Raw genomic sequence first — 22,386 nt, forward strand, 5'->3', positions numbered from 1 at the left:
GGGCCGGCCATGAGCGCGCTGTTGACCGCCACCTGTGCCGTCCCCGCGGCCGGCGCGGTGCTCACCGCGGCGCTGCCCGCCGGGTCCACCGAGGGCCGGCGCCGGACCACCAAGGCCGTCGCCCTGGGCGTCTCGGCCGTCACCCTGGTGCTGGCCGCCGTGGTGGCGGCGCGGTTCGACCCGAACGGCGCCCGCTACCAGCTCACCGAGTCCCACAGCTGGATCCGTTCCTTCGGCATCAGCTTCTCGCTCGGCGTGGACGGCATCGGCGCCGTCCTCGCCCTGCTCACCGCCGTGCTGGTGCCGGTCGTCATGCTGGCCTCCTGGCACGACGCCGACCCCTCCTCCCCGCCCGCCGCCGGGCCGGAGGGGGCCGGCCCCCTCCGGCCCGACGGGACCTTCGAGAACCGGCGCCGGACCCAGGGCTTCTTCGCCCTGATCCTGGCGGTGGAGGCGATGGTCGTCGTCTCCTTCTACGCCACCGACGTCTTCGTGTTCTACGTGTTCTTCGAAGCCATGCTGATCCCGATGTACTTCCTGATCGGCGGCTTCGGCGACCGGGCCGGTGGCCCCGACGCGGCGCGCCAGCGCAGCTACGCGGCCGTCAAGTTCCTGCTCTACAACCTGCTCGGCGGCCTGGTGATGCTGGCCGCCGTGATCGGCCTGTACGTGATCGCGCAGGACCAGGGCTTCGGCACCTTCGACCTGCCCACCCTGGCCTCGGCGATCGCGGACGGGAAGCTGCAGCTGACCGGCACCGCCGAGAAGGCGCTGTTCCTGGGCTTCTTCTTCGCCTTCGCGGTGAAGGCCCCGCTGTGGCCGCTGCACACCTGGCTGCCGAACGCGATGGGCGAGGCCACCGCCGGCACCGCGGTGCTGATCACCGCGGTGGTGGACAAGGTCGGCACCTTCGCGATGCTGCGCTACTGCCTCGGCCTGTTCCCGGACGCCTCGAAGACCTTCGCCCCGGCGATCCTGGTCCTCTCGGTGATCGGGATCCTCTACGGCGCGCTGCTGGCGATCGGGCAGAAGGACATCAAGCGGCTGGTCGCCTACGCCTCGATCTCGCACTTCGGCTTCATCATCATGGGCGTGTTCGCGCTCACCAGCCAGGGCCAGAGCGGCGCCACCCTCTACATGGTCAACCACGGCATCTCCACCGCCGCGTGGATGCTGGTCGCCGGCTTCCTGATCTCCCGCCGCGGCTCGCGGCTGATCGCCGACTACGGCGGCGTACAGAAGGTCGCCCCGGTGCTCGCCGGGACGTTCCTGATCGGTGGCCTGGCCACCCTGTCGCTGCCCGGCCTGGCGCCCTTCGTCAGCGAGTTCCTGGTCCTGGTGGGCACCTTCACCCGCTACCCGGCGATCGGGATCGTGGCCACCTTCGGCATCGTGCTGGCCGCGCTGTACGCCCTGCTGCTGTACCAGCGCACCATGACCGGCCCGGTGAAGGCCGAGGTCAGCGGGATGCCCGACCTCAAGGTCCGGGAGCTCGCGGTGGTCGCCCCGCTGGTGGCGCTGACCGTCCTGCTCGGCGTCTACCCCAAGCCGCTCACCGACCTGGTCAACCCCTCGGTGAACGCGACGCTCTCGCAGGTCCACGAGACCGACCCGGCGCCGGTCCACCCGGTCGCCGCCACTTCAGGAGGTGAGCAGAAGTGAGCACCACCGGCATGCTCGCCGCCGCCGGCGGCAACACCGCCAGCATCCCGGCACCCCACATCGAGTACGCCCAACTGTCCCCGATGCTGGTGGTGTTCGGCGCCGCCGTGCTCGGCGTCCTGGTCGAGGCCTTCGTGCCCCGCCGGCACCGGCACTGGACGCAGGTCTCGCTCGCCCTGGTCGGGCTGATCGGGTCCTTCGTCGCCGTGGTGGTGCTGGCCGCGCAGGGCTACGGCTCCACCAAGGTCGACCTGCTGGCGATGGAGTCGGTCGCGCTGGACGGCCCGGCGCTGTTCCTGCAGGGCGTCATCCTGCTGGTCGCGGTGGTGGCGGTGCTCACCTACGCCGAGCGGAAGCTCGAGCCGAAGGCCGGCGGCCTGCCGGCCGACGCGTTCGCCGCCCAGGCCGCCGCCACCCCCGGCGGCGAGCAGGAACGGGCGGCCGTCCGGGCGGGCTTCGCCACCAGCGAGGTCTTCCCGCTCACCCTCTTCGCGGTCGGCGGCATGCTGCTGTTCCCCGCCGCGAACGACCTGCTGACCATGTTCGTGGCGCTGGAGGTCTTCTCCCTCCCGCTCTACCTGCTCTGCGCGCTGGCCCGGCGCCGCCGGCTGCTCTCCCAGGAGGCGGCCGTCAAGTACTTCCTGCTCGGCGCCTTCGCCTCGGCGTTCTTCCTGTTCGGCACCGCGCTGCTGTACGGCTACGCGGGCAGCGTGAAGCTCGGCGACATCTCGGACGTCATCTCCGGCAAGGCGATGACCACCCCGGCGCAGCTGAGCAGCACCCAGAGCGACGCGCTGCTGCTGATGGGACTGGCGGTGCTCTCGGTCGGCCTGCTGTTCAAGGTCGGCGCCGTCCCCTTCCACTCCTGGACGCCGGACGTGTACCAGGGCGCGCCGACCCCGGTGACCGGCTTCATGGCGGCGGCCACCAAGGTCGCCGCGTTCGGGGCGTTCCTGCGGCTGTTCTACGTGGCCTTCCCCGGCCTGCGGCTGGACTGGCGGCCGGTGCTCTGGGGGGTGGCGATCCTCACCATGGTGGTCGGCGCGGTGCTCGCGGTGACCCAGCAGGACGTGAAGCGGCTGCTGGCGTACTCCTCGATCGCGCACGCCGGGTTCATCCTCACCGGGGTGATCGCCACCAACAAGCAGGGCCTCTCCTCGGTGCTGTTCTACCTGCTGGCGTACTCCTTCGTGACGCTCGGGGCCTTCGCCGTGGTCACCCTGGTGCGCGACTCCAAGGGCGAGGCGACCCACCTGTCCAGCTGGGCCGGGCTGGGGCGGCGCTCGCCCCTGGTGGCGGCGGTGTTCGCCCTGTTCCTGCTGGCCTTCGCCGGGATCCCGCTGACCTCCGGTTTCACCGGGAAGTTCGCGGTGTTCCAGGCGGCCGCGGCCGGCGGGGCGACTCCGCTGGTGATCGTCGGTGTGCTGAGCTCGGCCGTCGCCGCGTTCTTCTACATCCGGGTCATCGTGCTGATGTTCTTCTCCGACCCGAAGCCGGGCGGCCCGACCGTCGCGATCCCGAGCGCCTTCACGGCGACCGCGATCGGGGTGGGGGTCCTGGTCACGCTGGGTCTCGGTCTGCTGCCGCAGTACTTCCTCGACCTGGCGTCCAAGGCTGCGCTGTTCGTCCGCTGACCCCGCCGGGGCGGCGCCGCCGCCCCGGGCCCGTCGTCCGGGCCGTGCCCCCGTGCGCGGCCCGGACGCGCGTCCGCCGCCGGTGCGTCCGCCGCGGTTCTCCCGGCGGGTTCACCGGCGGATTCCGCCCCCACCGCCGGATCGCCGCGACAGCCGCCCTGACCTGGGCGTCCGGCCCGATCATGACAGGATCCGCACGCCCGTGCAGTGATCCACTCGCGACCGGATACCCTGCCTGTATGGCCAGCGGCGGCACTCAGGGACCAGGCCGCTAGATCGACCAGGGACAGAGGAGTGGTCTTCGTGACCGTCGTGGGACCCTTCGGGCTCAGCGTGCAGGACCGCGACCTGACCCGGGACGTCCAGGCCGGACTGGACGCGGTGGAGACGGCGCTCGCCGAGGCCGTCAAGAGCGACGTCCCCTTCATCACCATCACCGCCAGTCACCTCATCGAGGCCGGCGGCAAGCGCTTCCGCCCGCTGCTCCTGCTGCTCGCCGCGCAGTTCGGCGACCCGGGCGCCCCGGGCGTGGTGCCCGCCGCCGTCGTCGTCGAGCTGACCCACCTGGCCACGCTCTACCACGACGACGTCATGGACGAGGCCCCGGTGCGCCGCGGCGCCCCCAGCGCCAACTCGCGCTGGGACAACTCCGTCGCCATCCTCACCGGCGACTTCCTGTTCTCCCGCGCCTCCCAGGTGCTCGCCGACCTCGGCCCCGAGGCGGTCCGGATGCAGGCCGACGCCTTCGAGCGGCTGGTCACCGGCCAGATCCTGGAGACCCGCGGCGCCGGCCCGGACGGCGACCCGCTGCTGCACTACCTCGACGTGCTGGCCGGCAAGACCGGGTCGCTGATCGCCGTCTCCTGCCGGATAGGAGCACTGGTGGCCGGCGCCGAGCCGTGGATGGTGGACACCCTCGGCGAGTTCGGCGAGCGGATCGGCATCGCCTTCCAGCTGGCCGACGACGTGCTGGACATCGCCAGCGACGGCCACGAGTCCGGCAAGACCCCCGGCACCGACCTGCGCGAGGGCGTGGCGACGCTGCCGACCCTGCTGCTGCAGCAGATGCCCGCAGACCCGGCCGACCCGGCCGACACCCGGCTGCGCGAGCTGATCGCCCAGCCCCTCGCGGACGACGAGCTGCACGCCGAGGCGCTGCGGCTGCTGCGCCGCCACCCGGCGCTGGAGCGCGCCCGCCGGGAGACCCTGCGCCAGGCCGAGGACGCCCGCGCGCTGCTCGCCCCGCTGCCGGACTGCCCGGCGAAGGCGGCCCTGGAGGGCCTCTGCGACTCGGTGGCGATCCGCACCATGTGACGGCCCGGCCGGAGCACCCGCCCGGCCGGAGCACCCGCCGGCCCGGCGGTCGCCCGGGCCCGGCACTCAGCCGGCCCGCCCGGCATCCGCACCGCCCGGCACCGGCCACGCGGCGGTGGGCACCCCCCCCGGAGGACAGTTGTCCCGCGCCGTGAATCCCCCGGCGGGCGGACACCCGAATGGGGGAGACTGACCCCTGTCAGCTCACCCTGCCGGGAAGGTCGCCATGCGCCGCGTCGTCATCGCCGAGGACTCCGTACTGCTGCGGGAGGGCCTGACCCGGCTGCTCACCGACCGAGGCCTGGAGGTCGTGGCCGGGGTCGGTGACGGCGAGGGCCTGCTGAAGACCGTCCACGAGCTGGCCGCGGCCGGCGAGCTGCCGGACGTGGTGGTCTCCGACGTCCGGATGCCGCCGACCCACACCGACGAGGGGCTGCGCGCCTGCGTCGAGCTGCGCGGCCACTACCCGCAGCTGGGCGTGCTGGTGCTGTCGCAGTTCGTGGAGGAGCGCTACGCCTCCGAGCTGCTGGCCGGCTCCACCCGGGGCGTCGGCTACCTGCTGAAGGACCGGGTCGCCGAGGTGCGCGAGTTCGCGGACGCGGTGGTCCGGGTCGCCGAGGGCGGCACCGCGCTGGACCCGGAGGTGGTCCAGCAGCTGCTCAGCCGCAGCCGCAAGGGGGACGTCCTGGCCCGGCTGACCCCGCGCGAGCGCGAGGTGCTCGGCCTGATGGCGGAGGGCCGGACCAACACCGCGGTGGCCAGGCAGCTGGTGGTCTCGGACGGCGCGGTGGAGAAGCACGTCAGCAACATCTTCCTGAAGCTGGGCCTGGCGCAGAGCCCGGAGGACCACCGCCGGGTGCTGGCGGTGCTCACGTACCTCAACTCCTGACCGGCCGGGAGCGGAGCCCGGGGCACGACCGGCCGCCGGAGCCCTCGGAGGGCCGCCGGAATGATCTCCGGAGGCCGGACGTTGGACCTCGTGTGCGGCTCGGGCGCGGGTCGGTGATTTCCCGCCGCACGCGGGAGTTCCGTCCCCGGCCGACCTCCCGCGCATAGGATGCGGGAGGTGCACCAGGCGGACGGGGCACGGGGCCGCGCCCGCGGTGGTGTGCCCACGAGGAGGTCCGCGGCAGTGACCAGTCAGGTCGATCAGTCAGAGGCAGTGGACGGCCCGGACGGCGACGAGGGTCGTTCCGGGAGCGGTGACGGACGCTCCGGCCCGACCGTGCCGGCCGGTCCTCCCGCCCCGGGAGGCCCTCCGCAGCGGCGGGCCAAGCCCATCCGCAGACTCGACCGGGTGATCATCCGTTTCGCCGGCGACTCGGGTGACGGGATGCAGCTCACCGGGGACCGGTTCACGTCGGAGACGGCGTCGTTCGGCAACGACCTGTCCACGCTGCCCAACTTCCCGGCCGAGATCCGGGCGCCCGCCGGGACGCTGCCGGGGGTGTCGAGCTTCCAGCTGCACTTCGCGGACCACGACATCCTGACGCCGGGGGACGCGCCGAACGTGCTGGTGGCGATGAACCCGGCGGCGCTGAAGGCGAACCTGGGGGACCTGCCGCGGGGTGCGGAGATCATCGTCAACACGGACGAGTTCACCAAGCGGGCGCTGGCGAAGGTCGGGTACGCGGCGGATCCGCTGGAGGACGGCTCGCTGGAAGCCTTCCACCTGCACAAGGTACCGCTGACGACGCTGACGCTGGAGGCGCTGAAGGACAGCGGGCTGGCCCGCAAGGACGCCGAGCGGGCGAAGAACATGTTCGCGCTCGGGCTGCTGTCCTGGATGTACCACCGCCCCACGCACGGGACGGAGGCGTTCCTGCGCACCAAGTTCGCCAAGAAGCCGCAGATCGCGGAGGCGAACATCAGCGCGTTCAAGGCGGGCTGGAACTTCGGCGAGACGACGGAGTCGTTCGCGGTTTCGTACGAGGTGCCGCCGGCGCGGTTGCCGGCCGGGCGCTACCGCAACATCTCGGGGAACCTGGCGCTGTCCTACGGCCTGATCGCGGCGGCGCGGCGCGCCGAACTGCCGTTGTACCTGGGCTCCTACCCGATCACACCGGCCTCGGACATCCTGCACGAGCTGTCCCGGCACAAGAACTTCGGGGTGCGGACCTTCCAGGCGGAGGACGAGATCGCGGGGATCGGCGCGGCGCTGGGCGCGGCGTTCGGCGGGGCGCTGGGCGTGACGACGACCTCGGGCCCCGGGGTGGCGCTGAAGAGCGAGACGATCGGCCTGGCGGTGTCGCTGGAACTGCCGCTGCTGGTCGTGGACATCCAGCGCGGGGGCCCGTCGACGGGCCTGCCGACGAAGACGGAGCAGGCCGACCTCCTGCAGGCGATGTTCGGGCGCAACGGCGAGGCGCCGGTGCCGATCGTGGCCCCGGCGACGCCGGCCGAGTGCTTCGACGCGGCGCTGGAGGCGGCGCGGATCGCGGTGACGTACCGCACGCCGGTGTTCCTGCTGTCGGACGGCTACCTGGCCAACGGCTCGGAGCCGTGGCGGATCCCGGAGGTGGACGAACTCCCGGTGATCAGCCCGGACTTCGCGACCGGGCCGAACCGGGAGGACGGCTCGTTCTGGCCGTACCTGCGGGATCCGAAGACGCTGGCGCGGCCGTGGGCGGTGCCGGGGACGGCGGGTCTGGAGCACCGGATCGGCGGCATCGAGAAGCAGGACGGCACCGGGAACATCTCCTACGACCCGGCGAACCACGACTTCATGGTGCGCACCCGGCAGGCGAAGGTCGACGGGATCGCGGTGCCCGAGGTGGAGGTCGACGACCCGAGCGGTGAGGCTCGGGTGCTGGTGCTCGGGTGGGGTTCGACGTACGGGCCGATCACCGCGGCGGTGCGCCGGGTGCGGGCGGACGGCGGTGAGGTGGCGCAGGCGCACCTGCGGCACCTGAACCCCTTCCCGGCGAACCTCGGGACGGTGCTGAGGAGTTATGACAAGGTCATCGTGCCGGAGATGAACCTGGGGCAGCTCGCGTTGCTGCTGCGGGCGAAGTACCTGGTGGACGCGGAGTCCTACAACCAGGTGCGTGGGCTGCCGTTCAAGGCGGCGCAGTTGGCGGACGTGCTGTCGGCGGCGATCGGCACCCTGGACGAGGAGGACCACCGATGAGCGAGAACGGCTTCCCGTCCCTGCGCCTGGTGCCCCGCGCCGAGGGCGCGCAGAGCGCCCGGGACTTCAAGACTGACCAGGAGGTGCGCTGGTGCCCGGGCTGCGGGGACTACGCGGTCCTGGCGGCGGTGCAGGGCTTCATGCCGGAGCTCGGCATCCGGCGCGAGAACACGGTGTTCGTGTCCGGGATCGGTTGCTCGTCGCGTTTTCCGTATTACATGAACACCTATGGGGTGCACTCGATCCACGGGCGGGCGCCGGCGATCGCGACGGGGCTGGCGTCCTCCCGGCCCGACCTGAGCGTGTGGGTCGTCACGGGGGACGGGGACGCGCTGTCGATCGGCGGGAACCACCTGATCCATGCGCTGCGGCGCAACGTGAACCTGAAGATCCTGCTGTTCAACAACCGGATCTACGGTCTGACGAAGGGCCAGTACTCGCCGACCAGCGAGCTGGGCAAGGTCACCAAGTCGACGCCGATGGGCTCGCTGGACGCGCCGTTCAACCCGCTGTCGCTGGCGATCGGCGCGGAGGCGACGTTCGTGGCGCGGACGATCGACTCGGACCGCCAGCACCTGCAGTCCGTGCTGCGGGCGGCGGCCGCGCACGAGGGCACCGCGCTGGTGGAGATCTACCAGAACTGCAACATCTTCAACGACGGCGCGTTCGAGGTGCTGAAGGAGCCGGGCACGCGCGACGAGGCGCTGGTCCGGCTGGAGCACGGGCAGCCGATCCGCTTCGGCGCGGGGCTGGCCAGCGGGGTGTTCCGCGGCCCGGGCGGTGAGCTGTCCGTCGGGGCGGTGACGCCGGACAACGAGGCGCAGGTGCTGGTGCACGACGTCCACGCGGCCAGCCCGGCGACGGCCTTCGCGCTGTCCCGGATCGCCGACGCCGACACCCTGCACCACACCCCGATCGGGGTGCTGCGCGACGTGCGGAGGCCGGTCTACGACGAGTTGATGGCCGATCAGCTGGACGCGGCCGTGGCCCAGCACGGGTCGGGCGACCTGGCCGGGCTGCTGGCCGGTGCCGACACCTGGACGGTGGACTGACCGCTCCGGACGGTGCGACGGCGCCCCCTCGGCCACCGGCCGAGGGGGCGCCGTCCGTTGTCGGGCCCGTTGTCGGGCCCGTTGTCGGGCCCGTTGTCGGGCCCGTCGTCGGGTCCGCTGTGGCGCCCGGCGTGCCGTGCGTCACCTCGCGGCCTGCTCGACCAGCTCGATCACGACCCCGTTCGGGTCGGTGACCTGGAAGAGCTTCTCGCCCCACGGCTCCTCGCGCAGCTCCATGGTGATCCCGGCGCCCTCCGCGCGCAGCCGCCGTTCCTCGCCCGCGAGGTCCGCCACGACGAAGGCCAGGATGGTGCCGGCCACCGTCCGGTGGCGCTGGTCCTCGGGCAGCACCTCGATGCCGCGGCGCAGGTAGACGACGTCGACGCCGCCGCCCGGGTGCCGGAGCGAGACGAAGCCGTCGGCCGACATCGCCTCGGCGTAGCCGAAGTGGCGCCGGAGGAAGTCGGCGGAGGCGGTGGTGTCCTCGACGGTCAGGGCGATAGCGGAGGTGGTGATCTGCACGGTGGGCGTCCTCTCGTCGGCAAGCCGGCACGGTTATCCCGTACGCAGTACACTATACATAGTACGGAGAATCGCGCCAGGGCTCTCCGTCGATGCGGGTGGGGAGGCCCCCGGGCGGGAGCCTCCCCACGGTGCGGTGCGGCGGATCGAGAGGCGTGACGGGTGCGGCCGGCGTGACCGGTGTGGCCGGTCAGCGGCCGCGCCGGGTCAGTAGACGCAGGGGATGCCGCCGTCGGACTCCGCGTCGACCGCCGGGCCCTGCACCGGCAGGTTGGCGGTCGGGTCGCCCGGGGCCCCGGAGGCGCCGGCGCTCGCGGTGGCGGTGGGCTTGTCGTCGGCCGCTCCGGTGAACCCGGTGCCGAGGGTGACCACCACCCGGCCGGTGGGCGTCGCGGCGGACTCGGTGGCGCTCACGCCGTAGCGCGCGGCGACCAGGTCGGCCGCGTCCTTGCCGCCCTTGCCGTAGACGACGGTGGTGGTCTTCGGGCGGGTGCTCGCGCTGCCGGTGCGGCCGGCCTTGAAGCCCATCGCGACCAGCGCCTTGGACTCCGCGCCCGAGGAGACCCCGGCGGCGGTCGAGGCGTTGAAGACGTCCACGGTGGCGGAGGCCGCGGCGGCCGTCGTCGTCGGGGACGCGGTCGGTGTCTGGGTGGGCGTCGCGGTCGGTGCGCCGGGGGTGGCGGCCGCGGTGTCCGCGGGCGCGGGGGCGGGGGCGGAGTCCGCGTAGCCGAAGATCTGCTTGACCACCTTCTGGACCTTCGCCGGGGTGACCAGGTTGACGTCCTGGCCGTTGCGCTTGCCGAAGTCGTCGAAGGTCAGGGTGTTGAACTCGACGTTGCCGCCGGTGAGGTTGGGCGCCTGCTGGGCGAAGTCGAGGACGTTCCACTCGTTGTCGATGACGAGGTCCTTCTGCACCACGCCGAAGAGCTTCTGCAGCTTGCCCAGGTCGCTGACGATGCCGTCCTGCTTGAGCTTGTGCACCACGGAGGAGATGAAGGCCTGCTGGCGGTGGGTGCGGGCGAAGTCGCCGCTGTTGCCGTCCGGGCCGTCCAGGTTGTGGCGCTGGCGGACGAAGGAGAGCGCCTGGGCGGCGTTGAGCTTGTTGACGCCCTTGTGGAAGTCGGCGCCAGAGCCCTGGCCCTCCATGGCCGGGTCCTTGGTGTCGTGGGTGAGGCAGACCTCGATCGGTTCGACGGCCTTGGCGATGTCGTAGAAGCCCATCAGGTTGACCTCGGCGATGTGGTCGACGGGCTGGTCGAGGAACTTCTGCACGGTCTGGATGGTGGCCGCCCGGCCGGCGTCACGGCCGGCCTTCTCCAGGTCCGCGCCCTTGAGGCCCTTCGCCTGGAGGCCCGGCGTGGCCTTCTCCTTGGCCTCGCCGTAGGCCTCCTTGATCTTGCGCATGCCGGCCTGCTTGCCGTCGGCGCCGTACGTCATGACGTAGTCGTCGCGGGGTATCGAGACGGCCTGCACCTTGCCGCCGCCGGCGGGTATGTGCAGCAGGATCAGCGAGTTGGTGTTGTAGCCGCCGACGTCGGAGCTGTGGCCGGCGTGCAGCTCGTCCTGGACGAACTCCGGCGGCAGGTCGGTGCCGTCCATGTTCTTGCGGCTGTCCAGGCCGATCAGCAGCAGGTTGACCGAGTTGTCGAGGTGCTTGGGCGCGTCCTTCTTCGTCCCGGCGATGACGTCGGAGGTGGTCATCCCGTCGGTGAGGGACGTGTACTCGTACCAGACCACCCCGCTGGCGGCGAAGACCGCCAGGGCCACCGAGCAGGCCGCGGTGCGGCCCGCGATCAGCAGTGGGGAGCGCCTGCGGGCGGGTGCCGGAGCCGCCTCCGTGGCCCGGTCGGCGGTCCGTTCCTCAGCCATGGGCCCTCCTCCGGCCCAGGACCACCCGGACCACCATCACCAGCGCGGCCGCGGCTGCGGCTGCGGCCATCACGGGGAATCCGTGCACCACCCACTTCGCGGAGCCGGTGGCCAGGGCCCTGCCCCGGTAGGCGTCGCCGTTGGCCAGCAGTTCCGCGCCGGCGGTGACCCCGAGGACCAGCAGCGGGGAGGCGGCGAGCACCCACCACCACCCGTTGCGGCCGCTGAGCGCGGCGGCCAGGCCGGCGCCGAGCACCGCGCCCACTCCGAAGGCCAGGCCGGTGCCGGGCCCGGAGAGCTCGTCGACCGCGGCGCCCGCCGCCGGCAGCCCGACGGCCAGCGCGGCGGGCAGGGCGGCCCCGCCGGGCAGCGGGCGGGCCGCTCCGCCCGACTGCCGCCGTATCCGCTGGTCGGACGTCCGTCCTCGTCGGCCCGCCACGTACTCACCCCCGGTCCTCGGTGCTGGTGCGCCACGGTGGCGCCCACGCCCGGCCGCCGTGTGGGGATCGGCCGTGCGCTGCCACTACTGGACGCTGTTGGTCGGCCGACTGGTTCCCTCGACCGGGTGAGCCGGGGCCTGGCCGTCCACTTCTTTCTACACGGGTGTAGAGATCGGCAGCAGCATAGGACACCCTGGTCGCACGGCAACCCGGGCCGGCGCAGGCGAGATATACTACACCGGGTAGTTTTCTAGTTCGACGGACGAGGAGCGGTGCGGTGGCGGTGGTGGCGACGGGCGGAACGGGACGGCCGGAGAAGCGCGAGGCGATCGCGCGGGCCGCGACGGCGGTGTTCGGGCGCGAGGGCTACGTCCGGGCCAGCATGGACGCGATCGCCGCGGAGGCCAAGGTGTCGAAGCGGACGGTCTACAACCACTTCGCGGACAAGGAGACCCTCTTCCTCTCCGTCGCCCTGCACAACTCCGCCGAGCTCACCGAGCGGATCGCCGCCCTGATGGCCCGGTACCTCGACCGGGTCGTCGACCTGCGCCAGGACCTCGTCGACCTCGCCGTCGAGCGGGCCCGGGCCGTCCTGTCCGCGGGTGACCACGGCGCGCTCGGCCGGGCCATCCGCGCCGAGGTGACCAACATCCCGGCCGACGTGCTGGAGGCCTGGCTGGACGCCGGCCCGATCGCCTCGCAGCGCGACCTGGCGCGGCACTTCACCACCCTCGCCGACCGCGGACTGCTGGCCTTCGACGACGCGGCGCTGGCCGCCGAGCAGTACACCCTGCTGACCTTCCACGGCGTCGCCGAGCGCTCGTTCTGGGGGGCGCTGCCGGTCGCCGACGAGGAGGTCGCCCGGATCGCGGCGGACGGCGTGGAGGCCTTCCTGCGGATCTACCGGGCCCCGGCGGCGGGCTGACGCGCCCTCGCCGCGCCGGCCGCGGGCCGGGACGGCTCCGGTCTCCGGGCGGCGGGCCGACGCCCCGCGGGGTCCGGACGGCGGCCGTGGCCGGCCCGCCGCCCGGGCCCCGGTCGGATCACTTCCAGTTGACGCCCTTGCCGAGGGTGTACGGGTCCCCCCAGTACTCGGCGCCGGCGACCTTGGAGGCCGACGGCGACAGCGCCACCGCGCAGGAGGTGGCGGACTGCCCGGCCGTGAAGCCCGAGGGCAGCGAGCTGCTCGGGCACTTGGCGAAGGTGCCGATGATCATCAGGTCCTGCGCCTCGGTGCCGTCCGCCAGCAGGCCCTTCATGTGGTTCACGCTGGTGAAGGACAGGTCGGTGGAGCCGGCGTTGGTGACCTTGTAGTGGATGTAGTACGGCACCAGGCCCTTGGCCTTGTCGCCGAGCTTGAGCGCGGTCAGGTCGGCCGGGTCACCCTGGTCGATCGAGGTGACCGCCAGCGAGATGGTGCCCTTGGTGCTGCCCGAGGAGAAGGGCAGCGTGACGGCCTCGCCGACCTTGACCGTCGTGCCGGGCGCCGCGGTCGCCCCGCCGCCGGCCGCCGGCGGGGCGCTGGCGGCCGGTGTGTTCGCCGGGGCCGCGGCCGTCGCCGCGGAGGTGGCGGGCGCGGCCGGGGTGGTGGCCGGGCCGGTCGGCGCCGCGGCCGGGGTGGTCGGGGCCGCGGCCGCCGGTGGGGTCTTCGCGGTGTCGGACGAGGCGGCGTCGTCGTTGCAGGCCGTCAGGGTCAACGCGCCGACCGCGACGAGTCCGGCCAGGACCGCCGCGTTCCTACTGCTGCCGATGGACTTCATGGGTGTCCCCCGTGTCTCGGGGCGGCCGGACGGCCGCCCTTCCGGGGACGTTCATAGCGCAGGGCGCGACCGCGGCACCATCGGTTTGGCGGCGTCTTGACCCGGCCGTGACGAGTCCCGCGCGCAGCCGTGACGGAGGCCGCACCTCCGTGACGGGCCGTCCGCCGGTGCGGTCAGTGCTCCCGTTCGCCGGCGAGCAGGCCGAGCACCGCCTCGTCGGCGAAGGCCCCGTCGGCCCAGCGGGCGGCGCGCAGGGTGCCCTCCAGGGTGAAGCCGGCACTGCGCGCCGCCCGCAGCATCGGTTCGTTGTCGGCCAGGGTCTCCAGCTGGAGCCGCCGGAGGCCGAGCACGCGGAACCCGTAGTGGCAGAGGGTGCGCAGGGTGTCGGTGGCGAGCCCGCGCCCGCGGTGCGAGGGGCGCAGCGCGATCCCCAGGTGGGCGCACCGGTTGTGGGTGTCGACGCCCCAGAGCAGCGCCTCGCCCGCGAGTTCGCCGGTGGCCCGCTCGACCACGGAGAAGAGGGCGGCCTCCTCGCTCGGCTCGGTGACGGCGTACGGGGATCGGTCGGGCACGGGCGGGACGGGCCGCCACGGCCGGGAGTCGGCGCGCGAGCGGGTGGGGACGTCGTCGTACAGCTCGACCTGGAGGACGGGGACGTCGTCGTGGTGCCGGGCGCGGAGGGTGACGTGCAAGCCTTGTAGCATGTCACATTGTCTATCAGGGGGCAGGGGTGGCGCGCCCCCGGGTTTCCGGACCGCGGGCCGGGTCCGGGCCGGGACGGCGGGCGGCCGCCCCGGCCGGGAGGGCCGCCGGGGCTACTCCTCGTACGCCTCGTCGCTCTGGTTGGAGAGCTGGCCGCTGAGGAGGCGCTGGGCCCGCTGCCACGTCCCGCCCTGGTCCTGCCGGCACTCGTGGACCTCGTAGGCCAGCGTGGTCGGCACGCCGTCCATGCCGAACTGCTCGTCACTGCCCAGCATCCGCACCTCGAAGCTCAGCACCCGGCCCTCCTCCAGCACCCACCGCTTGACGGGCGACTCGACCTCGCGCTCGAACTGCTGGTTGAGACTGGCGCTCATCGGGACGAGGTTGTGCGCCTCGGCGGGGCCGTGCAGGTGGTGGTTGAGCAGGTGCCCGCGGATGGCGCCGAGCCCCCAGGCGCCGCCCTCCGGCTCGAATCCGGACTGCCCCGGGGGCGCCAGCAGGGTGAGCGGTTCGGCGAGCATCCGGACGCCCATGACCTCGTCGACCAGGTCGCCGTCCTCGTCGATGTTCTGGAAGTTGCCGGTCTCGAACACGACCTGGGTGCGGGGCAGGTTCGCGAGGCTGGTGCCGCCGTACTGCTGGGTCTCGAAGCTGCCGACGGCCTGGTGGGCCGTCTCCAGCACCTCCCGGACCACGTCGCCGTACTCCCTGGTCCAGGGGAACCTCAACTGGTTCCACAGGGTGGCGAGTTCGTCGGTCAAGCCGTCCTGCTCGACCCGGCCGAAGTCCAGCGGCTCGCTCCGGTCCGGCCCGTCGGTCGTGCGGTTGACCAGGTAGTTCACCCCGCCCTGCTGGTCCAGTTCGACCTTGAGCTCGTAGCCGCCGGCGATCTGCTGGAGGGTGTCGTCGAGTTCGACCACGTGGCAGGTGATCGAGTAGGGCAGCGGGGAGTTGGGGTCGCCGTTCACGACCACCTCGTAGCCGAAGGTGCCGTTCTCGTTGTAGACCATCTTCTTGAGCGGCTCCTCGACCTCCTTGCTGTGCTTGCTGTTGAGCCGCTTCGAGAAGGGGGCGAGGTTCTCCGGGGTGGCCGGACCGTGCAGGTGGGCGTTGAGCAGGTGCCCCTCCACGGCCCCGCCGAGCCCGGCGTAGGCGCCGGTCGTGGCGTCCGAGCCGGCCGCGCCGCGCGAGGTCAGGGGGTAGGCGCGCATGGCGGTGCCGCGGAGGACGCCGCCCGCGTTCACCACCGGGCCGAAGGTGACGACGGTCTGCGGCACGTTGTTGAGCTCGCCGTGCCGGTTGCTGAGCGCCTGCTGCACCTCGCCCATGCCGCTGCTCCAGCCGTTCGACAGCTTCTGGTAGGTCAGCAGGATCTGGTGGACGTCCAGCGCGCTCGGCTGCTGGGCGGCGTTGCGCAGGGTGTCCCAGTCCCGCAGCGGCGTGGTGTCGTCGGGGAGGGGGTCGTGGCCCTTGAGGAGTTCGATGCCCGGGCCGGGAGCCCGCTGGACGGCCGTTCCGGCGCCGGCGGTGGCAGGGGCGGCGGGGGCCCGCTGCACCCCTTCCTCCTCCTCGTGGTGGGTGTGCCCGGCGTGGTCGTCGTGGCCCGCGTGCCCGCTGTGCTGCGCGGGCGTCGGACCGGACATCACCCGGTGGGCGTTGGCCTCGGCCTCGCGCTCGAAGCGGTCGGACGGGTCGCTGACGTTCAGTCCGGAGCCGTTGTCGGAGCCCGAGACGGGGCCCTGCCGCTGCTGGATGACATGGGTGAGCTCGTGGGCCAGGGTGTGCTTGTCGCCGCCGCCGTCGCCGATCACCACGTGGCTCCCGGAGGTGTACGCGCGGGCGCCGATGCCGGCGGCGGAGGCCCTGGCGGCGCCGTCGTCGTGGATCCGGACGTCGGAGAAGTCGGCCCCCAGCCGGGCCTCCATGTCGGCGCGGACGGCGCCGTCCAGGGGGCGTCCGGGCCGCCGCAGCACGTCCCGCACCGACGACGCCTGCCCGGGCTCCTCCAGCAGCTCGCCGGCCTGACGCAGCATCTGGACGACGGCGGCGTTCCCGGCGGTGGCCTGCAGGCCGAGCAGGGGGGTGGCGGCGGCGCGGGCGGCGACCGGTCGGGCGACCGCCTGGTCCTGGGCGGTCTTCTCGCTGTCACGCGTCCGCATCGGCGTCCCCTCGGGTGTTCGGATCCAACACTCCTGAATACCCCTCGGATCCGCCGCACGGATAGGGCCCTCCGGGCAACGTCCCTGCCCCGGGAGGCAGTCCGGAGGGCCACCCGGCGCTCCGGGGCGGGCGTTGCGGGGCGGGCGTCCGGTGGATCCGCGGAACGCTCCTCCGCCGGACGCGCCCGGGAGGGGACGGCACGGGTGGGGCTTGCGCCGGTCCTTCCGCGGCCGGCCGCGACGGGCGTGTTCCGGGCCCGACACGCTGCGCGTCTGGTTGGCTACCCGCACGCGGGGCGGCAGGCGCCTCCGGACGAAGGGAGACCGCCATGACGACGTCGGAGGAGGAGCGCACCGGCCCGGCGGCCCGGCTCGGGTTCGCGCCCGGCCAGGTCGTCCAGGAGGTCGGTTACGACGACGACGTCGACCTCGCCCTCCGCGACGGCATCGAGTCGCTGATCGGCCAGGACCTGGTGGACGAGGACTTCGGTGACGTGGCCGACGTCGTCCTGCTCTGGTTCCGCGAGGAGGACGGCGACCTCGCCGACGCGCTGGTGGACGCCGTCGGGGTGCTCGACGAGGGCGGTGCGGTCTGGCTGCTCACCCCGAAGTCCGGCCGGGACGGCCACGTCGATCCCGCGGACCTGCAGGAGGCGGCCCGGACGGCCGGCCTCGTCCAGGTCAGGAGCATCAGCGCCGCCGTGGACTGGTCCGGCACCCGGCTCGTCGCCGCAGGGCGCTGACCGCTTCGGGAGCAGGGGTGGGAGCGGGGCGTCGGCCCGTCCGACACCCCGCTCCGCCGCCGGATCCCGGCTTACCGCTGCGGCAGCTCACAGCCCTCCGGCCCGCAGGCCTCGCCGGACGCGCCGGCCCCTCCGGCCTCGACCAGGAGCGGCACCGCCACCCGGCTCTCCCAGGCCTGCTCCAGCGCCGCCGTGAACGTCGCGGACGGTTGGGCGCCCGAGACGCCGAGCCGCCGGTCGAACACGTAGAACGGCACGCCCGTCGCGCCCATCGCGCTCGCCGTCGCCTCGTCCTCGCGGACGGCCTCCGCGTAGGCCGCCGGATCGGCCAGCACGGCCGCCGCGGCCCCGCCGTCCAGCCCGGCCTCGACGGCGAGTTCCAGCAGGCGGCCGTCCGCGAAGGCGGAGCCCTCGTCGGCGAAGTTGGCCCGGTACAGGGCGTCCAGGAGCTGGGCCTGGCGCCCGTGCTCGGCGGCGAAGTGCAGCAGGCGGTGCATGTCGAAGGAGTTCGCCGCGTCGCGCCCCTCGCTGAGGTAGTCCAGGCCCTCCGCGCGGGCGTTCGCCGCGATCCCGGCCTCGGCGGCCTCGGCCTGCTCCAGGCTGATCCCGTACTTGGCGGCGATCAGCGGGACGACGGGCCGGGCCTCCGCGGGGGAGCGGGGGTCGAGCTCGAAGGAGCGGTGGACGACCTCGACGTCGGCGCGGTGGGGGAAGCGCTCCAGCGCCTTCTCGAACCGGGCCTTGCCGATGTAGCACCACGGGCAGTTGATGTCGCTCCAGACCTCGACGCGCACGACGTTGCTCCTGTCATCCGGCCGCGCGGGTCCTTCCCGCACGCACCCCGGGGCCAACGCGGGCGGCGACCTGAATATTTCTCATCATGAAATATTCAGGTCCACCGTCAATGGCAGCCAAGGACCAGCGCCCGTTCGAGGGAACGGAGGCCTGCCCGCGGTCGCTTCTGGGCACGATCGGCGGGCCGGCCGTCCACCACCCCGAACGGAGAAGTCATGACCACCATCCCCGCCGACCTGCGCTACACCGACTCGCACGAATGGGCACGCCTGGAGAGGGACGGCACCGTGACGATCGGCATCACCGACCATGCGCAGAAGACGCTCGGCGACATCGTCTTCGTCGAGCTCGCCAACGTCGGCCGGACCCTCGAGGCCGGGGACCCGGCCGGAGTGGTCGAGTCGGTCAAGGCCGCGTCGGACTTCTACACGCCGATCGGAGGGGAGGTCGTGGCCGTCAACGAGGAGCTGAACGACAGCCCGGAGCTGATCAACGAGGACGCCTACGACTCGTGGATCTTCAAGCTCAAGCCCGCCAAGAAGGCGGAGCTGGACGGGCTCCTCGACGCCGCCGGGTACCGCGCCACCCTCGGCGAGTGAGCTGATCGACGGGGCCCGGTGCCGGAGCCGGCCGGCCGCCCGTACCGGGCCCGTTCACAGGCAGATCCAGCAGTACAGCCGCTCCCCGGCCGCCCGGGCCCGCCCGGCCAGGGCGACCAACTCCTCGGCCACCGGCAGCAGCTCCGCCGGATCGGCGCCGCCCCACTCCTCCGCCACCGCCCACGCGGCGACGGCCGGCGGCAACCGCTCGTCGCCGGCCCCGGCCAGGGCGTCCCGCGCGTCGTCACCGAGTTCCGTCACCCACGGGCCGGTGGCCCACGGGTCGTCCTCGTCCGCCGGCCCCCCGGGGCCGGGGAGCGGGGCCGTCGGCCAGACCGGCGTCTCGGTGACCAGGCCGGCCCGCCACGGCTCCTGCCGGACGGCCGCGACGAGCTGCCCCAGCAGCACGGTCGGGTCGATCCGCTTCGCCCGGACCCCGTCCAACTCCGGCGACCCGCCGTCCGTCCGCTCCAGCTCGCGCACGACCGCCGCCGCGTCCGGCGCCCGGAAGTAGTCCGTCAGCACGCCCATCCCCGCCGTCCTCTCCGCCTCGTCCCCGTCCCGGCCCGTTCTCGTTCCGGTTCGTGATTCCGGTGACAGCAGACCAGACGCCGCCGACACCGGTGCCGGGGGCGGCCCGCGGCGGCACGAGGGCGGCACGGGAAGTCGGGCCCGCCGGCTTCCCGTGCCGCCTCCGGGTGCGTCCCGGGTGCGTCCCGCGCGGGCGAAGGCCTCGTGCCACCCGGCCTGACGGGCCATCGGGGTGATCATGCGGTCGTCATATGCACGGGATACCCTCTTCGGCGCACATCGGAGAACGGTACGACCAGGGGGGACGGCAGATGGACCACGCGGACGGCGAGGGAGACGCGCGACTCGCGGCCGAGGGCGAGGTGGCGGTGGCCCGGCTGGCGATCGACTCCGGGGACCTCGCGCACGCCGCGGACCACCTGGCCGACGCGATCCTCTCCGACCCGCAACTGCCGGAACTGCACGAGGCGTTGGCCGAGCTGTGCGCGGCCGCGGGCGGCCCGGCGGCCGCGCGGGAGCTGTTCCCGCTGGACGGTCAGGTGTTCCTGGGCACCGTCGTCTGCCGCGCCCACGTCGAGGCCGCGGCCGGGGACTGGGACACCGCCGTCGGGCTGCTCGCCTCCGCGATCCAGTACGAGCCGGCGAGACCCTGGGCGCACACCGCCTGGCTCGCCCGCGAGGACCTGCCGTCCCTGGTCGACCCGGACGCCGTCGCCCAGGCGGTGGCCCGGGCATCGGGCGGACTGCCCGACCCGCTGCCGGCCGAACTCGTCGACGCCGTCGGCCCCTTCGAGGACTTCGTGCAGGCCGTGGTGGACCTGCACGGCGACCACGCGCTGCTGCTGGCGATGGCCTCCGGCCTCACCCGCCGCGTCGGCGCCACCGCCCGTGCCGTCGAACTCGCCGAACTGGCGCACCGCCTGGCCCCCGGCTACATGCCCTCCGTGATGCTCGGCAACGCCCTGCGCGCCCACGGCCGGCCCGAACGGGCGCTCGCCGTCTGGGAGGCCGAACTGGCCCGGGTCGCCCCGGACCGGGACAACTCCAGCAGCTACCTCGCGGTCGACGTCGCGGAGTTGTACGGCGACCTCGGCCGCCCCGCCGACGGCCTGCCCTGGCTGGACCGGGTGCTCGCCACCGAACCCGACCACCCCAAGGCGGCTCCGGCGCGGTACGGCCTGCGGCACGCCGTCGACGGCGACCCCGCCCACCTGCTCGCCCTCGCGGACCACCACCGCGCCCACCCCGACCACGACTACGCCCAGGACCTGCTGGAGCGGCTCAGCCACCGGGAACCCTGGCTCGGCATGGTCCCCGGCGCGACCGAGGCGACCGTCAACGTGCTGCACCAGGTGCTGGCCGCCCCCGGCACCACCCGGGAGAGCGAGATCGAGTGCAGCGCCTCCGCCGTCGAGCCGCCCAGCTCGCTGCTGGCCGTCCGGCTCGCCCTGCCGCGGGCGACCGTCGGCTACCAGTCCGTCGGTGAACCCGACCCCCGGGTGCCGCTGGCCGAGCCCGCCACCCGGATCTGGGCCTGGGACGGCACCGACCCGCGCCCGGTGGTCGGCCCGCCCGCAGCGCACAGCGCCGAACTCGTCCAGGCCACCGCCGAGATCGTCTGGGCGACCGTGCCCGCCGCCTACGACCACGCCGTCCGGCTGGCCGGGCTGCCGCTCGACGACCTGCTCGGCGTGCTCGCCCACCCGCCGATGCCCCGCGAGGACGAACTCGGCCGGGCCCTGCTCGCCCACCAGCCGGAACTCTGGGTGCGGGCCGTCCAGGTCTTCGCCTGCCTCGGCATCGCGCACCACCGCACCGACCAGCCGTGGGCGGAGTCCGACCGCCGCCGGGTGCTGGTCGACCTGCTGCTCGGGCCGGAGGACTGGGTGGTGGAGGCGGCCGGCTTCGCCCTGGTGGCGATCGGCTGGACGGAACCCGACACCCGCAGCGACGTCGCCGAACAGCTCGGGCAGCGGCTGCACTACAGCGTCCGGGCGTACGGCACCCGCGTGGTGACGGTGCTGCGCTCGGTGTCCGCGCTGGCGCTCGCCGCGCCCTGGCTGCCGAGGGCCGACCTCGACCTGGCCCGCCGCTCGATCGACCGGCTGGACGCCCAGCAGGCCGAGCAGGCCCAACGGGCCCGACAGGCCGAGCAGGCGGGGAAGGCGGGAAAACCGGGACGGGCGGGGCAGAGCGGCACCGCCGAGGAGACCGCGGCACCGGTGCCGGCGGCCGACGGGCGCCCGGAACCCCGCCCCGGGCTGTTCCGGCGTCTCTTCCGCCGCGACTGACGGCGCGGCCGGCGGCGCGACCGGCGGCTGGGGCGGTTCGGCCCCGCAGGCCGGGCGGTGGGCCCGCCCGCCGGCGGTCAGCCCACGCCCGGCAGCGGATCCTGGTCGACGTCGAAGCGGGCGACCCGGTCCGCCGGGTCCCGGCACTCCGGGCCGAGCCGCAGGATCCGCGACTCCGGGTCGTGCAGCGGCCGGTGGCAGCGGCGGCAGGTGACACGGGGGCGGACGGCCTCGGGGGTGTCGGTGCCCGGGATCGGGTCGGGGCCGTCGGTCGGGGCACTGGTCATGGAAGGAGACGGTAGCCCGGGCGGGCCGGGTGGGCCCCGTCGCGGCCGTGAAACGATGGTGGCATGGCCACGGACCGCAGCAGCGCAGGAGACCCGGCGCGCACCCTCGCCCTGCTCTGGGGGCTGACCGCCGAGGAGAAGCCCGGCCGGCGCGGCCCCAGGCAGGCCCGGTCGACCGGCGAGATCGCGGCGGCCGCCATCGCGCTCGCCGACGCCGAGGGCGTCGACGCCGTCACCATGCGCCGGGTGGCGCAGGAGCTGGGGCTGTCCCCGATGGCGCTCTACACCTACGTGCCCGGCAAGGCCGAACTGCTGGACCTGATGCTGGACACCGTCTACGCCACGATGCCCCGCAGCACCCCGGCCGACGACGGCTGGCGGGCCGGGGCCACCGCCGTCGCCGACGACAACCGGGCGCTCTACCGGGCCCACCCGTGGGTCGCGGCGGTGTCCACCAGCCGCCCGCCGCTCGGCCCGGGCCTGATGGCCAAGTACGAGTACGAGCTGCGCGCCCTGGAGGGCACCGGCCTGCCCGACGTCGAGCTGGACGCCGCCCTCACGCACCTGCTCGGCTTCGTGCAGACCTGCGCCCGGATGGCCGCCGACGAGCGCGCCGCGCAGCAGGACAGCGCGCTGACCGACGCCCAGTGGTGGGCGGCCAACGCCGAACTGCTCGGCAAGGTCTTCGACGCGGAACGCCACCCGGTGGCCGCCCGCGTCGGGGCCGCCGCGGGAGAGGCGCACGGCGGCGCCTACGACCCGGACCACGCGTACGCCTTCGGCCTGGCGCGGGTGCTGGACGGGCTGGCGGCACTGATCAGGGCCGAGGACTGACCGCGCCCGAGCACTGACCGCGCCCGGGGATCGACCGCCCCCGGGGATCGACCGCCCCCGGA

Annotated in this window: 20 protein-coding genes; 11 read left to right on the plus strand and 9 right to left on the minus strand. The window is 73.8% G+C overall.

Annotation, left to right across the window (positions count from 1 at the left end):
- Nucleotides 1-9 precede the first annotated feature (9 nt).
- The 6 genes from ACIRS1_RS22690 (at nt 10) to ACIRS1_RS22715 (ending at nt 8,792) form a co-directional block, all read left to right on the plus strand.
- Nucleotides 10-1,662 carry an NADH-quinone oxidoreductase subunit M gene (locus tag ACIRS1_RS22690; protein WP_387900883.1) on the plus strand — a complete coding sequence of 551 codons (1,653 nt, stop codon included), beginning with the start codon at nt 10-12 and terminating at the stop codon, nt 1,660-1,662.
- Nucleotides 1,663-1,673: 11 nt separating this feature from the next.
- Complete coding sequence (gene nuoN, locus ACIRS1_RS22695) at nt 1,674-3,296, plus strand: NADH-quinone oxidoreductase subunit NuoN (RefSeq protein ID WP_387901048.1); 1,623 nt, start codon at nt 1,674-1,676, stop codon at nt 3,294-3,296.
- Between the two features lie 303 nt (nt 3,297-3,599).
- Nucleotides 3,600-4,610: a polyprenyl synthetase family protein gene (locus ACIRS1_RS22700; RefSeq protein WP_360218895.1), complete on the plus strand. Its 1,011-nt coding sequence runs from the start codon at nt 3,600-3,602 to the stop codon at nt 4,608-4,610.
- 226 nt (nt 4,611-4,836) lie between these two features.
- Nucleotides 4,837-5,499, plus strand: a complete 663-nt coding sequence (locus tag ACIRS1_RS22705) for a response regulator transcription factor (RefSeq protein ID WP_360218898.1) — start codon at nt 4,837-4,839, stop codon at nt 5,497-5,499.
- Between the two features lie 243 nt (nt 5,500-5,742).
- Nucleotides 5,743-7,740 carry a 2-oxoacid:acceptor oxidoreductase subunit alpha gene (locus ACIRS1_RS22710; protein ID WP_396316870.1) on the plus strand — a complete coding sequence of 666 codons (1,998 nt, stop codon included), beginning with the start codon at nt 5,743-5,745 and terminating at the stop codon, nt 7,738-7,740.
- Nucleotides 7,737-8,792, plus strand: a complete 1,056-nt coding sequence (locus ACIRS1_RS22715; protein ID WP_402842681.1) for a 2-oxoacid:ferredoxin oxidoreductase subunit beta — start codon at nt 7,737-7,739, stop codon at nt 8,790-8,792. Before ACIRS1_RS22710 ends, ACIRS1_RS22715 begins: the two co-directional genes overlap by 4 nt.
- 141 nt (nt 8,793-8,933) lie before the next feature.
- Here the strand turns inward: ACIRS1_RS22715 and ACIRS1_RS22720 are convergent, their stop codons facing one another.
- The 3 genes from ACIRS1_RS22720 to ACIRS1_RS22730 form a co-directional block, all read right to left on the minus strand.
- Complete coding sequence (locus ACIRS1_RS22720) at nt 8,934-9,314, minus strand: VOC family protein (RefSeq protein WP_402842684.1); 381 nt, start codon at nt 9,312-9,314, stop codon at nt 8,934-8,936.
- A gap of 207 nt (nt 9,315-9,521) precedes the next feature.
- On the minus strand, nt 9,522-11,183 hold the full coding sequence (locus tag ACIRS1_RS22725; protein ID WP_402842686.1) for an LCP family protein: 1,662 nt from the start codon (nt 11,181-11,183) through the stop codon (nt 9,522-9,524).
- Complete coding sequence (locus ACIRS1_RS22730) at nt 11,176-11,622, minus strand: DUF6542 domain-containing protein (protein ID WP_402842689.1); 447 nt, start codon at nt 11,620-11,622, stop codon at nt 11,176-11,178. The genes ACIRS1_RS22725 and ACIRS1_RS22730 overlap by 8 nt, the downstream gene beginning before the upstream one ends.
- Nucleotides 11,623-11,900: 278 nt before the next feature.
- On the opposite strand from ACIRS1_RS22730, the gene ACIRS1_RS22735 reads away from it, so the two are divergent.
- Entirely contained in the window at nt 11,901-12,548 is a 648-nt protein-coding gene (locus ACIRS1_RS22735; protein WP_402842692.1) for a TetR/AcrR family transcriptional regulator, read from the plus strand.
- Nucleotides 12,549-12,666: 118 nt separating this feature from the next.
- On the opposite strand, the gene ACIRS1_RS22740 is transcribed toward ACIRS1_RS22735, so the two are convergent.
- From ACIRS1_RS22740 to ACIRS1_RS22750, 3 genes are all read right to left on the minus strand, one after another.
- Entirely contained in the window at nt 12,667-13,383 is a 717-nt protein-coding gene (locus tag ACIRS1_RS22740) for a hypothetical protein (RefSeq protein ID WP_402842695.1), read from the minus strand.
- Nucleotides 13,384-13,556: 173 nt separating this feature from the next.
- The gene (locus ACIRS1_RS22745) at nt 13,557-14,075 is read right to left on the minus strand and encodes a GNAT family N-acetyltransferase (protein WP_402842698.1); all 519 of its coding nucleotides are present in this window, start codon (nt 14,073-14,075) and stop codon (nt 13,557-13,559) included.
- Nucleotides 14,076-14,198: 123 nt separating this feature from the next.
- On the minus strand, nt 14,199-16,244 hold the full coding sequence (locus ACIRS1_RS22750; protein ID WP_402842701.1) for a DUF4157 domain-containing protein: 2,046 nt from the start codon (nt 16,242-16,244) through the stop codon (nt 14,199-14,201).
- A gap of 329 nt (nt 16,245-16,573) precedes the next feature.
- Between ACIRS1_RS22750 and ACIRS1_RS22755 the strand changes: the two genes are divergently transcribed.
- Nucleotides 16,574-16,987, plus strand: coding sequence for a DUF3052 domain-containing protein (locus tag ACIRS1_RS22755; protein WP_402842703.1), 414 nt, complete (start codon nt 16,574-16,576; stop codon nt 16,985-16,987).
- Nucleotides 16,988-17,058: 71 nt separating this feature from the next.
- Here the strand turns inward: ACIRS1_RS22755 and ACIRS1_RS22760 are convergent, their stop codons facing one another.
- The gene (locus tag ACIRS1_RS22760) at nt 17,059-17,781 is read right to left on the minus strand and encodes a DsbA family oxidoreductase (protein ID WP_387900901.1); all 723 of its coding nucleotides are present in this window, start codon (nt 17,779-17,781) and stop codon (nt 17,059-17,061) included.
- A 216-nt stretch (nt 17,782-17,997) separates the two neighbouring features.
- On the opposite strand from ACIRS1_RS22760, the gene gcvH reads away from it, so the two are divergent.
- On the plus strand, nt 17,998-18,381 hold the full coding sequence (gene gcvH / locus ACIRS1_RS22765) for a glycine cleavage system protein GcvH (RefSeq protein ID WP_402842706.1): 384 nt from the start codon (nt 17,998-18,000) through the stop codon (nt 18,379-18,381).
- A gap of 54 nt (nt 18,382-18,435) precedes the next feature.
- Here the strand turns inward: gcvH and ACIRS1_RS22770 are convergent, their stop codons facing one another.
- Nucleotides 18,436-18,912: a hypothetical protein gene (locus ACIRS1_RS22770; RefSeq protein ID WP_402842708.1), complete on the minus strand. Its 477-nt coding sequence runs from the start codon at nt 18,910-18,912 to the stop codon at nt 18,436-18,438.
- Between the two features lie 311 nt (nt 18,913-19,223).
- Here ACIRS1_RS22770 and ACIRS1_RS22775 point away from each other — a divergent pair, with 311 nt between their 5' ends.
- Nucleotides 19,224-21,203: a hypothetical protein gene (locus ACIRS1_RS22775; protein WP_402842711.1), complete on the plus strand. Its 1,980-nt coding sequence runs from the start codon at nt 19,224-19,226 to the stop codon at nt 21,201-21,203.
- Between the two features lie 77 nt (nt 21,204-21,280).
- On the opposite strand, the gene ACIRS1_RS22780 is transcribed toward ACIRS1_RS22775, so the two are convergent.
- Nucleotides 21,281-21,490, minus strand: a complete 210-nt coding sequence (locus ACIRS1_RS22780) for a DUF6011 domain-containing protein (protein WP_360213513.1) — start codon at nt 21,488-21,490, stop codon at nt 21,281-21,283.
- A gap of 63 nt (nt 21,491-21,553) precedes the next feature.
- Here ACIRS1_RS22780 and ACIRS1_RS22785 point away from each other — a divergent pair, with 63 nt between their 5' ends.
- Nucleotides 21,554-22,324, plus strand: coding sequence for a TetR/AcrR family transcriptional regulator (locus ACIRS1_RS22785; RefSeq protein WP_360213515.1), 771 nt, complete (start codon nt 21,554-21,556; stop codon nt 22,322-22,324).
- Nucleotides 22,325-22,386: the final 62 nt, after the last annotated feature.

The organism is Kitasatospora sp. NPDC101176 (assembly GCF_044768035.1).
Classification (GTDB): Bacteria; Actinomycetota; Actinomycetes; order Streptomycetales; family Streptomycetaceae; genus Kitasatospora.